Here is an 11,902-nt window from a genome sequence, read left to right as displayed (position 1 = left end):
TTAGACGATCATCGTCGCGGTCGATCCGATCGCGCCGAACCGTTCGGCCACCTCGCGGGCGACCGGCCCCTTGATCTCGTTGCCGCGGGGGTCGTCGTTCTCGTCGACGATGACGGCGGCGTTGTCCTCGTATTTGACCCGCGTGCCGTCCGGCCGTCGGACGGGCTTGCGCTGGCGGATCACGACCGCTTCGAGGACCTGGCGGCGCATCTCCGGCGTGCCTTTCGTCACCGAGACGGTGATCTTGTCACCGAGGCCGGCCTTCGGGTGGCGGTTTTTCGTCCCGCCGTAGTTGGCCACGCTGATGACTTTCAGCTCGCGTGCGCCGGTGTTGTCCGCACAGTTGATGATCGATCCCTTTTCGAGGCCCTGTGTGACGTCGGCGTTCAACGCCTCCATCAGTCCGCACCTCCGGGCTCGTCCGATGCCTCGGCCACGTCGACGACGACGTGGCTTTTCGTCTTCGAGAGTGGTCGACACTCAGCGATCGTCACGGTCGCGCCCTCCGAGAGGTCGAGACACTCGGGAGCGTGCGCGGGGACCCGTGACCGGCGTTTCATCAGCCGGTCGTATTTCGGGACACCCACGTCGTACTCTCGTTCGACGATTACGGTCTTGTCCATGTCCGTGGACGCGACTGTGCCCTCGATCGTCTGCCCGCGCACGCTGAGCGTGCCGTGGAACGGGCAGTTATCGTCGTCACAGGTCGCGTCCGGTCGGTCGACGTTCAGTCCTAGCGCCATGTTGAGTCACCTCTATGTTCGGTCCGTCGTGCGGGGCGTGCGATCAGGCGGTCGCCGCTGACTGCGACCCACTCGGCGTCGGCGGCGTCGATCGCCGCTCGCCGGTGGTCGCCGTCGCGTGGGACGCCGATCGCGAACGTTGTCCCCCGCTTGGGCACCTGGAGCGCCCGCTCGCTCGTCGCGATCGTCAGCGTTGCAGTCGTCTCGGCGGTGATCCGGCCGGTCGTTCCGACCCGACCCTCGTCGGCGGCCGCCCGCACGCGTGCGGGCAGGCCGGTCAGTTCGTGTCGCGGGAGCGTCGCGGGCGTCAGGGCCATCAGTCCAGGTCCCCCTCCTCGCGCTGAATCGTCTTGATCCGTGCGATGGCCTTGCGCAGTTCCGAGATCCGACCGGGGTTCTCGGGCTGGCCGCCAGTGGCCTTCACGGCCTCGGAGTTCATCAGCTCGGTCTGGAGGTCTTCCAGTTCGGCCTCGCGCTCGGCCGGCGTCATGTCTCGAAGCTCCGTCGGGTGAACGATACTCATTCGTCGTCACCCTCGCTGTCCTCGTCACTCTGTTCGTCCATCTCGTCGAGGAGCTCTTCGGCGTCAGCCTCGGTCTCCTCGTCGAGGTCGTCGAGTTCCTCCTCGACGGCGTCGGGATCGGGCGTCTCGATCGCCTCTTCGTCGGGCGCGTCGTCTGCCTCGTCCACGTCGGCCTCCTCGGCCTCCGCGGCGTCGTCGGCCTCGACGAGGTCGTCGGCAGCGTCGCCCTCGGGACCCTCTTCGGGTTCGCCCGCGAGCAGCTCCTCGACGGAGCCCTCTTCGACGTCCTCGACGTACTCGCTGACGTCGATGTCGTCGTAGACCTCGAAGTCGTCGGGCAACTCGGCCTCGGGCGGGATGATCTTCACGTCCACCCCGATCGTGCCGAGTTTCATGACGGCGACGCCCTGTCCGTGGTCGACGATCTCCTGGGCGGGTTCGCCGTTGTGCTTGATGTACCCGCGGTTGAACTTCTCGACGCGCGAGCGCGCGCCGGTGACCTTCCCGCTGAGGACGATCTCGGCACCCTTCGCGCCGGCGTCCATGATCCGGTCGATCGTGGTGTGGCCGGCCTTGCGGAAGTACCAGCCGCGTTCGAGCGCGTTCGCCAGGCGATCAGCGACGATCTTCGCGTTCAGGTCGGGTTCGTCGACCTCCTGCACGTCGACCTGGGGGTCTTCGAGGCCGAAGCGGTTTTCGAGTTCGGTGGTGATCTTGCGGATGTTCTTCCCGCCTTTCCCGATCACCATGCCGGGTTTCTCGGCCCTGAGGACGATCTGGGTCCCCATCGGCGTCTTGGCGACGTCCATGCCGCCGTAGCCCGCTCGACCGAGTTCGTCTTCGAAGAACTCGTCGATCTGGGTGCGCTGGAGGCCGTCCTCGATGAACTGCAGTTCGTCGGCCATCAGGCATCACCCTCCGGTGCTTCGAGGATCAACTCGACGTCGACCTCGGGGGTGTTCCAGGGACTGGCCCGCCCCATCGCCCGGGGCTTGCGCCCCTCGCTCTCACCGACCTTGTGGGCGGCGACGTGGGCGATGGTCATCGACTCCCCGTCGAACCCCTGGTGGTCGGCGTTGCCGACCGCGTTCTCCAGGAGGTCCACGAAGGCCCCGGCGGCCTTCTCGGGGTACCGGCCCGCGTCCCAGCCCTCGATGTCCGAGCGATGTCCGACGCCGGTGTTGTGGGACTTGAACGGGACGGACCGCTCGCCCTCGATGACGCTGTCGAGATAGTCGAGGGCGTCGCCGGCGGTGCGGCCCTTGATCTCGCGCGCGATGGCCTTGCTGTGCTTGTGGCTTACCTGTCGTTCCCGGAGCATGGCTTTCGCCGTGCGATCGGGATCGACGTCGACACTGTAGCTGATTCCCATGGGTTATTTGAGTGGCACGAACTTGGAGGAGCGCGTCGCTCCGATGCCGGCCTGTCCGTGCTCGACCGACGTCCGGGTGAGTTGGAACTCCCCGAGGTAATGCCCGAGCATTTCGGGTTCGACCTTCACGCGCTCGAAGGCCTGGCCAGTGTGGACCGCGAAGGTGATCCCGATAAAGTCCGGGAGAATCGGCATGTCCCGGAGGTGCGTCCGGATCGGGTCGTTCGCAGTCTCTTCTTCACCGGCCTCGCGGGCCGCTTCGAGAAGCTGTTCTTTCTCGTAGGACAGGCCGCGCTCGATAGTTCGCCGCTGGCGTGCGGGGAGCAGTTCCGCGACCTCGTCGACCGACATCTCCTGCAACTCGTCGACCGTGTAGCCACGGTAGGTGAACTCACCCTCGTGGCCGATCTGGTAATCACTAGAACTCATTCGTTCTCACCTCCGGTGAGACTCATGAGGGTGTCGCGCGCGGAGCGTGTGACAGAACTCATTCGTCGTCACCACCGCGTCCGGTCCGTCGCGAGGAGATGTCCCCGACCTTCTGACCCGGCGGGGCGTTCCGCGAAACGGATTTGGGTCGACCGGGGTGCTGGCGACCGCCCCCACCGAAGGGGTGGTCGATGGCGTTCATCGCGACGCCGCTCACGCTGGGCCATTTCGTCCCGCGTGCAGCCATCTTGTGGTACTTGTTCCCGGCTTTCACCATCGGCTTGTCCGTCCGGCCACCGCCCGCGACGACGCCGATCGTCGCCCGGCAGTCCGGGTCGAGCCGCTTGACTTCGTCGCTGGGCAGCTGGACGACCGCCACATTGCGGTCGTGAGCCATCAGGCGGGCGTTCACGCCAGATGCGCGCGCGAAGACCCCGCCGTCGCCCGGGTTGGACTCGACGTTACAGATCGGGACGCCCTCGGGAATCTCCGAGAGCGGCATCGTGTTGCCCGGCTCCACAGCGGCGGAAATGCCGATCTGGAGTTCGTCACCGACGCCGACGCCTTCGGGGACGAGCACCATCCGCTGGTCTGGCTCGTCGCCGCCGTCGTCGAATTCGACGACCGCGATCGGCGCACTGCGCGCGGGGTCGTGCTCGATGTCGACGACCTCGCCGCTGATCGTCTCCTCGTCGGTCGTCTCGTGGTGTTCCAGGTTCGCCTTGTAGCGATGGGAGGGCGCACGGAACGTCGAACTGCCGCGCCCGCGTCGCTGGCCTTGAGTCGGTCGTCCCATGTTCAGAACACCCCGATTCGCGAGGCCACTTCCTCGGCGTCGTCGCTGGCCGAGAGCGTGACTTCAGCTTTTTTCGTGCCGTCCATGGTCACCTGGGTGTTCACCGAGGTGACCGAGACGTCGAACTGCTCTTCGATCGCATCCCGAATCTCGGGTTTGGCGGCGTCGATGTCGACGATGAACTGGAGTTTGTTCTCGAAGTCCATCTTGTCCATCGCCTTCTCCGTGACGGTCGGGTGCTCGATGATATCGATCGGATCGGTCATCGCTCGGCCACCTCCTCCAGCGCCGATTGAGTCCAGACGGTCAGCCGACCGGGCTGGCCGCCCGGTGCGAGGTCCTCGGCGTCCACTTCGCGGCCGGTGGTCACGTCGACCCCAGCGAGGTTGCGAGCGGCCCGCGAGGGCTCCTCGCTCGTGACGACGAGCACTGCGGTCGGGCGTCGACGGCCCCGTCCGCGGGTCGTCCCACGGCCGGCCTTGACGCTCGTCTCGTCGGCGCGCTCGACGTCGCCCGCGAGACCCAGCGCCTCGAAGGCTGCCAGCGCATCCTGGGTCTTTTCGAGGTCTTCGAACTCGTCGTCGAGGACGATCGGAAGGTCGATGTCGTCGTCGAAGACGTGCCCGCGCTCTTCGACCAGTTCGGGGTCGGCGGTCGCTGCGACCGCCGATCGAACGGCGAGTTTGCGCTCTTTGTCGTTGATCGATTTCGTCCGGTCGGTGTCGGTCGTCGGCCCGTGGGACGCGCGCCCGCCGGTGGCGTGGGGAACGCGTTTCCCGACGCCGTTCTGGCGGGGCACGTGGGCCTGACCGCGACCGCTACCGAACGATTCCGCGGGCGTTCGAAGGCCCGCGTACTCGTCTGTGCCGTAATCCTGCGTGCGATTGGCCTGGGCGGCGTGGACGGCCCGCCGGATCAGTTCCGGTCGAACGGGCGTCTCGAAGGCCTCGGGCAGCTCTCGCTCGCCCTCGGCCTCGCCGTCCAGGTCGCGTACTGGTACCTGCATGGGTTATCCCTGGTTAGACTCCGTGGAAACGTACCGCACCTCGGGGTCGAGACGCGGCTGGTCGGTCGGCCGGACGGCCGGCCGCAGGCGCACCAGACGGGACTGCGGACCGGGCACCGAGCCTTTCACCAGCGTGTACGACCCCTCGACCTCGCCGTAGTTGACGAAGCCACCGTCGGGGGTGACGCCCTCTTCGTCGATGTCGATGAGGCGCTTGTTGAGTTCGGTCCGCTGGTGGTAGCCCATCTGCCCCTGCTGGGGCACCGTCGAGCGCACCCGGGAGGGGTTCCACGGGCCGAGGTTGCCGATGCGTCGGCGCCAGCCCTGGCGGGCGTGTTTCCCCTTTCGTTTCTGGACGCCCCAGCGCTTGACGGGGCCCTGGGTGCCCTTGCCCTTGGTGACGCCTGCGATGTCGGCGTACTCGCCGGCACGGAACACGTCGTTGACGCCGTGTTCTCCACCGTCCTCGATGAGTTCGAGGCCGTGCTCCAGCCGATCTTCGAGCGTGCCGCCGCCGAGGCGCGTCTCCATCACGTCGGGTTTGTTCTTCGGGACGCCGTCGAGCATCTCGGGGACCGTGTGGGTGATGACCCGCAGGTCGCCCAGATCGCCCGATTCGATGGCGTCTCGGATCTGTGCTTCAGTGCCGCCGGCCGGGCCCTCGGGCAGGTCCAGGGCGCGATCGAGGTCCGCGTGGAACTCGTCGGTCCAGACCTCCGTCAGTGGGCGCAGGCCGTACGGCGTCTCTTCGTAGGCTCGGAGGGCCACCGCGCGCATCGGCGGTGTCTCGACGACCGTGACCGGCACCGTCGTCTCCATCCCCTCGCGGGGGGCGTCGGGGCGGTCTTCGATCATCACCACGTGGGTCATGCCGGCTTTGTAGCCGGCGAAGCCCTGGATCGAGGGCTGGCCGTCGTCGTCTGGCCAACTCTCGAATCGTGGCGTCTCGCTGGCCGCTCGCGAGCGCGGGCTGAAGCCCATCGAGCCTTTCCGTGGTCGGTTTGGTTGTGGCATCGCGTTCTCACTCCGTCAGCGTCAGGCAGGCGAGCGTCGCGATCGCAGCCTCTTCGGTGCGAACGACCTCGCTGCCCTGATCCGGGATCGTGTTGAGCCAGAGGTCGAATCGGTCGCCGTCCGATCCGGACTCCAGGTCTGCCGGCCACTCTGCTGCCGGCGGGTCCCGGCCGAGGATGGCCGGGAGACCGCGTTCGGGTGCGCCAAAGGCGACGGTCAGTCCGCCGCGATCGGCGATCGCTCCGACGAGTCGATCGAGCCGGCCGGTCGTGGTCGCCACGCCGTGTCGCGACGCAGCCACCCGGAGTCCGGAATCGGCTCGATCGAGCGCGGTGTCCAGGTCCGCTCGGTCGACACTGTACCCCGGTGGGTCGTGGTCGACGATCTTCGCGCGGACCGGTCGTCTCGAAGAGATCCTGACGGTGACGCGCTCTCCCTTGCGAACGCTCCGGTCGCCCGGAACGGGCAGGGAGATCGGGTGTTGCAGTCCGCAATTGACCCGGACGCGCCCATCAGATCCGACCTCGGTCACGAGTCCCTGTCTCAACGACCCCGAATCGTCCGATCCGGAGCCGGTCCGTGTTCCGACGCGGAGCGGCGGCAAGACGCCAACTTGCTCCAGTTCGTCCCGCCTGTCCCATACGTCCTTTCGGAGGTAGGGGGGTGTGGCGGCGTAGGCCAACACCGTGGCGACGAACCCGCCGCCGCGGGCGGCGTCCCCGTCCGGATCCGGATAGACCGTGATCCGGTCGACCCCGAAGATCACCGCCGTCCGAGCGACGGTACCGATCTTCCGGGTCGCTTCGCGTTTGTCCGGGGCTTCCCGCGTGAGCGACGACGGCACGAGCAGGCTGAGCGTCATGCCGGGGCGCTTCCCCGCCGTGACACTAGACTGTGCCGGTTCTCTCCCGCCGACACCCAAAAAGGGTCCGCTTCTCGTCGGCAGTGCGGGCCGTTCACACGCGCCTCGATGGGGGGTAGGCGGCGTCTACCACGTTTGGGGGTGGGAAGGGGGGGGAAGAGGAGAGGGGTCACTCCCGAACGCCTCTCTGTGACCGCTTTCCATCCGGGTGCCCGCCCGAGCGCCCGTCCGAGCGCCCGTCCCTCGCGAGCATCGAGACGCTCGACGGTCCGGGCGCTCGTGTCGTGACGCATATCCCACGGCCGATCGACCGATCGGACATGCCCGACACCGACGACGAGTATCTTCAGGACCGTCTGCTCGCCGCTGGGGTGGATGCGCTCGTCGCTGGCGGAGTGCTCGTGTTCGCGATCGGATTCTTCTATGCCATCAATCAGCTTCTGGGCGCTGTCCTGCTCGGCGCTCTCTCGCCGGAATCGTACGCGTCTGAATCCGCTGAAATCGAAGCGTTCGCCACCATTATCGGGGCGACGGTGGTGATGAGCGCCGTCCTCGCCGTGATCAAGTGGGTGACGCTGACCGTGCTGTGGGTGGGCTACTACGCCGGCGCGCCGATCCTTGCTGGGCAGACGCTCGGGAAGGAGTTGTTCGATCTGCGTGCCGTCTCTTCGGACGGCACTGCGATGACGCTGCGGCAGTCCGTCACCCGGACCGCGGTCTTGCTGGTGCCGCTCCCGGTGGTAATCGTCCTCGCCGGTCTGCTCGGCGGCATCCCGGTGATCAACTGGCTTTTCGACCCGATGGCGCTGGCTCTGATCGGGGCGTGGGGGCTGGTCGAAATCGTCGTGCTGGTCGGTCGTGACGATTACCGCCGCCTGGGTGATCGACTCGCGGGCACGCGTGTCGTGCGCGAGAAGTCCCACCCGGAGAACTGAGACGATACCGGAGCTTCGACGACGATCGAACTCCGGCGACTGGTCACCCGTCGGCCTTTCCTGCCGTCGTCGTGGGGCACTCACTCGTCCGGCACTGGCCGTGATCACGACCGACGGTGTGATCACCGCTCTCGACACAGTGTCGAGGACATCTAAGAGGCCTCAGAATCGGGCCCGTCGTTTTCTCCGCCACCGAAAATCGCGTTGCGATATCGGTAGAGTAGCCCACCGGTGACGACACCGCCGGTCACCAATCCGCCGCCGGCCAGGACGCCACCGCCGATCAGCCAGGGGAGCAGGCCCCACCCATCGGACTCACCGACGCCGCGCACCCGGTCGATCTGTCCGTCGAGTCGGGCAAGTACGGCCCCGGGATCGGCTTCGCCGGGCCCGGATTCGGCGTCAGCGTCGACCGCGCGCTCCAGATCGTCTCGCGCGCTCCGGAGCGTCTCCACGGCGGCGTCGCGGTTCCCCTCGGCGAGTTGCTCGCTCGCGCGCTCGAGGGCCGCGGCTGCGGTGTCCAGGCCGTCGGGATCGGTGACCGCCGCGCTCGGCAGTCCGTCCAGTCCTGCTCGGACCGGATCGACGACGGGATCGATCGTCGTGTGGTGCTCGCTGCCGTCCGTGGAGACGCGCACCTCGACGGTCGTCGTCTCGGCGGGCACCCGGACGATCCCGGAGACGGCGCCGTCGATCGACTCGCGACCGGCGGTGCTGACGCTCTCGATCAACGCGGTGGCGTCCCCGCGGGCCAACTCGGCCCCGCCAGGCCCCCGCGCGACGATCGACTCCTCGGTGTCTCCCTCCGCGGGGCGGTCGAGGACCGGGATGACCTCGGCTTCGACGGTCAACTCGTCGTCGATGTAGCCGACGACCCGGAGCATCCAGTCGATCGCGTCCGTCTGGAGGTCGCTGGCGTCGTCGCAGAGGCGCTCGCCGAGTCGCTCGGTCCACTGCCCGGCGGCGGTGGCCGTGGTCGTCCCCCCGCCGTCTGGATGGGGGACGGCAGCCGGTGGGCCACCCTGGAGGTCCCGGCCGACGCGCTGGAGCGCCTCGCCCGCTGTGTCGAGGTCGTCCTCGAGGTCCGGGGGCAGATCTGGCACCTGGAACTGGGAGTTCGCGTCCGACTGCGTCTCCGCGAGTCGCTCGGTGGCCTCGTCGACCGTCTCGATCGCGTCGACGATATCGACGTGGTCGGTCTCCGGGCTGCTTTCGAGCCGGTCGAGTCCGCTACCGGCGAACGCCAGTCCTCTGATCATGTCGCCGATCGCATCGACGACGCCCCCGGCGAGTGACGTCGTCTCGGCGTCGAACTCGCCGTCGATTAACTGCTGGGTGAAGTGAGCGTCCGGCCAGAGGTCGCTCCCGCTCGAGGCCATCACCGACCTCCGGCCCGGGTGGACGGCGAATTTCTCGCCCTGGATCTCGAGGCCAGTCGAGGTGACCGAATCGCCGGCGTGGGCGCCGCTGTCGTCGTCCGGGACACCAGCCCCGGCGTAGGCCTCGTCACCGCCGAGGAAGTAGTGACCGAGTTCGTGGGCCGCGACGAGTGGTGAACCGAACTCGACGAGGATGACGTCAGTGCGCGGCGTTCCGTTGGCCTCGGGTACGGCTCCGGTTTCCTCGCCGTCGAAAAACTCGGGTGGCACCACGGCGATCTCGGCGTCGAGTGAGACCGGTTCGTCGACTCTGAACTGTGTCCCGTCGACCGTGTGCCGGATCGTCGTCTGACGGTCGTACCGTCCATACGTGTCTACGAACCCGTCTTCGACCTTGCTCGCCAGGTGATGCTTGGTGTGAATATATCCTTCGTAGACTGGCCCCTCGTAGACGACGACGTCGACGGTTCTCACCGGATAGGTCTGGAGAAGGTACTGACCGAGTCGCTCCGCGTACAGGTCCATCCGTGGCTCCTGATCGAAGTCGAACTCCTCGGAGATGCTCCAGTGCCCCTCGATGGCGATGACGCCGACCTGAAGTGTGGGTGCCGAGACCGTCTCGCCACCGGTCGAGACGCTCGCGGTCACCGGTTCGGCGAGGTTCGGCCCGGCGACGGTCACCTCGTACTCGCAGTCTGGCACCGCCGGCAGTGTCGGGAGCGCACCCCTGGCGTCGTCGTTCGCGCCGGCGAGTATCTCCACGACCGGGAGGTGGGCGGGCGGTTCGATCCCGGCGTTCTCCAGATTCTCGCGTCGGTCCGGATCCGTCCCCGCAATCGTGGCCGGTCCGAGGGACCCGGTCGCCTCGAGGAGGGTCTCGCCGTCACGGACGAGTCGCGTTTCGACGTCGACCGCCTGTGCGATCGCGTCGGGATCGTCGACTCGGCAGTCGAACAGTGGGACCGTCTGCCGACTCTCGACGAGGTCCGGGGTCGACGCCGACCAGACGACCGCGGGATCGTCCGTCGATCCCACGAGTGACTGGGCGGCTGGTAGGCTCTCCCCGGCCGTCATCCGGAGCGTCGCGTCGTCGTCGAACGCCCGCGTGTGTTCGACAGTCTGTCGCAGCCGGAGTCCGTCGATCGTGGCCGTGGTCTCGCCCCCGGCGTCGCGCCCGAACGTCTGGAGCGTTGGATACTCGTCGGTGGCAGTCTGCCAGACGTTCTGGAAGTCGAATTCGACGAGCGAGTCGCTGGCCGACTGCCCCTGCAACTCCTGGGTCGGTAGACCGATGCCCTGGTCGCTGCCGTCCGCGTCGCCGTCGGCGCCCGGATCGGGCTGGTCGATGCCCGTGGCCTCGGTGTCGTAGTACGAGGCATCGACGTCGGTCCCGTCGACGCCGCCGACGACCCCGCCGACTGACTCGTCGCCGTCGATCGGTCCGGTCGCCAGGGTTCGCTCGACGATACACGGGTTTCCGAAGGTTTTTCGGTGAATTCCCGCGATCCCGCCGACCGCTTTTTCGCCGGTGACGGCGCCACGAGCGTACGAATCGACGACGGTCGCCTCGCGGACCTCGCCTCCGATACCGCCGACCCGTTCGGACCCGGTGACGTCGCCGGTTGCGAAACACTGCCTGACGGTGCCGTAGACGATATGTCCGCCGAGGCCGCCGACATCGTAGTCGCCGCTGACGTCGCCGGTCGCCGCCGAATGTTCGACTGTCGCGTTCGGATCGCGAATCTCGCCGACGAGGCCACCGACTTCGGAGGCCGATCCGCACGAAAGCGACCCCGTGGCTCGACACGACGCGATCAGGCCGTCGTTGATCCCTCCGACCAACCCGCCGAAGTGCGACCCCGGATCGTCCGTCGTGTGGATCGACGCCGAAGCGCGGCAGTTCTCGACCACGACGCCTTCCATGTCGAAGGCGCTGTCCATCCCCCCGACGAGGCCGCCGACGAAGCTCTCTCCGGTGACCGATCCGCTCGCCTCGCTGTCGATCACGTCCACCCGGGCCGCCTGACTCCCGTGGGCTCGCCCCACGAGTCCCCCGGCCGATCCCTCGTCGGCCCGGACCTCACAGTCGCCGGTACAGTCGATCATCGTCGATCCGGCCGGTTCGCCGGTCTCGGCGTCGAGAGAGCCGACGAGTCCGCCGACCCGCTCGGCCCCGCTGACGGTCCCAGAGACGGTGACCGATTCGATCGTCGCGGCGACAGCGGCGCCGGCGAGTGCGCCGGTCTGAAATCCACCTTCGATCGTGACCTCCGGCAGCGCGAGGTTTCGAACCGTCCCCTCGAGTCGGCTGAACAGGCCAATGTTCTCTCCGTCGGGTCGCTCGATGGTCAGGCCACGGATCTCGTGGCCCTCGCCCTCCAGTGTCCCGGCGAACGTCTCGATGGGGATGTTTCCCGGCCGGTCACCGGCCGTGGCGTCGATGTCGGCCGCGAGTTCGAACTGTGCCTCTGGGGCGGCACCGAGCGCGCCCAGATCTTCGACACCGGCGAGTACGAACGGGTCCGCACGAGTGCCCGACCCTTCGATCGCCTGATCGAAATCGTCGGCACGGACGGTACTCGCGAGTGAGCCCAGCCCAGTGATGGCGAGCGCGCTCCGTAGAAATCGTCGCCGTCCAAACCGGCTCACCGCATCATCGGCCGGTCGATCTCCTGTCATAGGATGGAATGTTCGGTCGGTCTTTTAGTTGTTTCTAATTCCTAAAATATGGGTCGGGACAGTGAGACGCCGGCTCGTATCCGTTCCGGTGCTTTTTCGACCAGGACTGTCGGCACGTCACGAACTGGGTGTCGTCCATCGGGCTGGGGTCGCTACCACGCGCG

Annotated in this window: 14 protein-coding genes; 1 reads left to right on the top strand and 13 read right to left on the bottom strand. The window is 67.5% G+C overall.

Features of this window, described 5'->3' with window-relative positions; translation table 11 throughout:
* Genes HARCEL1_RS09405 through HARCEL1_RS09350 form a run of 12 tightly spaced genes read right to left on the bottom strand, consistent with a single transcriptional unit; the run spans position 1 to position 6,745 of the window.
* Entirely contained in the window at positions 1-399 is a 399-nt protein-coding gene (locus HARCEL1_RS09405) for a 50S ribosomal protein L14 (RefSeq protein WP_108382783.1), read from the bottom strand.
* A complete protein-coding gene (locus HARCEL1_RS09400) occupies positions 399-743 on the bottom strand; it encodes a 30S ribosomal protein S17 (protein ID WP_108382780.1) in 345 nt (114 codons plus the stop codon). Before HARCEL1_RS09400 ends, HARCEL1_RS09405 begins: the two co-directional genes overlap by 1 nt.
* Positions 734-1,060 carry a ribonuclease P protein component 1 gene (locus HARCEL1_RS09395; protein WP_108382777.1) on the bottom strand — a complete coding sequence of 109 codons (327 nt, stop codon included), beginning with the start codon at positions 1,058-1,060 and terminating at the stop codon, positions 734-736. The genes HARCEL1_RS09400 and HARCEL1_RS09395 overlap by 10 nt, the downstream gene beginning before the upstream one ends.
* On the bottom strand, positions 1,060-1,266 hold the full coding sequence (gene rpmC, locus HARCEL1_RS09390; RefSeq protein ID WP_108382774.1) for a 50S ribosomal protein L29: 207 nt from the start codon (positions 1,264-1,266) through the stop codon (positions 1,060-1,062). The genes HARCEL1_RS09395 and rpmC overlap by 1 nt, the downstream gene beginning before the upstream one ends.
* Complete coding sequence (locus HARCEL1_RS09385; RefSeq protein WP_108382771.1) at positions 1,263-2,171, bottom strand: 30S ribosomal protein S3; 909 nt, start codon at positions 2,169-2,171, stop codon at positions 1,263-1,265. The genes rpmC and HARCEL1_RS09385 overlap by 4 nt, the downstream gene beginning before the upstream one ends.
* Entirely contained in the window at positions 2,171-2,638 is a 468-nt protein-coding gene (locus HARCEL1_RS09380; protein WP_108382768.1) for a 50S ribosomal protein L22, read from the bottom strand. The genes HARCEL1_RS09385 and HARCEL1_RS09380 overlap by 1 nt, the downstream gene beginning before the upstream one ends.
* Positions 2,639-2,641: 3 nt before the next feature.
* Positions 2,642-3,067 carry a 30S ribosomal protein S19 gene (locus HARCEL1_RS09375; RefSeq protein WP_108382766.1) on the bottom strand — a complete coding sequence of 142 codons (426 nt, stop codon included), beginning with the start codon at positions 3,065-3,067 and terminating at the stop codon, positions 2,642-2,644.
* A gap of 58 nt (positions 3,068-3,125) precedes the next feature.
* On the bottom strand, positions 3,126-3,863 hold the full coding sequence (locus HARCEL1_RS09370) for a 50S ribosomal protein L2 (RefSeq protein ID WP_108382764.1): 738 nt from the start codon (positions 3,861-3,863) through the stop codon (positions 3,126-3,128).
* A gap of 2 nt (positions 3,864-3,865) precedes the next feature.
* A complete protein-coding gene (locus HARCEL1_RS09365; RefSeq protein WP_108382761.1) occupies positions 3,866-4,129 on the bottom strand; it encodes a 50S ribosomal protein L23 in 264 nt (87 codons plus the stop codon).
* Positions 4,126-4,869, bottom strand: coding sequence for a 50S ribosomal protein L4 (gene rpl4p, locus HARCEL1_RS09360; RefSeq protein ID WP_108382758.1), 744 nt, complete (start codon positions 4,867-4,869; stop codon positions 4,126-4,128). The genes HARCEL1_RS09365 and rpl4p overlap by 4 nt, the downstream gene beginning before the upstream one ends.
* Before the next feature lie 3 nt (positions 4,870-4,872).
* The gene (locus tag HARCEL1_RS09355) at positions 4,873-5,883 is read right to left on the bottom strand and encodes a 50S ribosomal protein L3 (protein WP_108382756.1); all 1,011 of its coding nucleotides are present in this window, start codon (positions 5,881-5,883) and stop codon (positions 4,873-4,875) included.
* 7 nt (positions 5,884-5,890) lie between these two features.
* The gene (locus HARCEL1_RS09350; protein ID WP_108382753.1) at positions 5,891-6,745 is read right to left on the bottom strand and encodes a putative RNA uridine N3 methyltransferase; all 855 of its coding nucleotides are present in this window, start codon (positions 6,743-6,745) and stop codon (positions 5,891-5,893) included.
* Positions 6,746-7,065: 320 nt separating this feature from the next.
* Between HARCEL1_RS09350 and HARCEL1_RS09345 the strand changes: the two genes are divergently transcribed.
* Positions 7,066-7,680, top strand: coding sequence for an RDD family protein (locus tag HARCEL1_RS09345; protein ID WP_108382750.1), 615 nt, complete (start codon positions 7,066-7,068; stop codon positions 7,678-7,680).
* Positions 7,681-7,832: 152 nt separating this feature from the next.
* On the opposite strand, the gene HARCEL1_RS09340 is transcribed toward HARCEL1_RS09345, so the two are convergent.
* On the bottom strand, positions 7,833-11,738 hold the full coding sequence (locus HARCEL1_RS09340) for a GLUG motif-containing protein (RefSeq protein ID WP_108382748.1): 3,906 nt from the start codon (positions 11,736-11,738) through the stop codon (positions 7,833-7,835).
* Between the last annotated feature and the right edge of the window lie 164 nt (positions 11,739-11,902).

The sequence above is a fragment of the Halococcoides cellulosivorans genome (assembly GCF_003058365.1).
Lineage (GTDB): Archaea > Halobacteriota > Halobacteria > Halobacteriales > Haloarculaceae > Halococcoides > Halococcoides cellulosivorans.
Note: the sequence above shows the minus strand (reverse complement) of the source record. Positions and strands in the feature narration are given on the sequence as shown.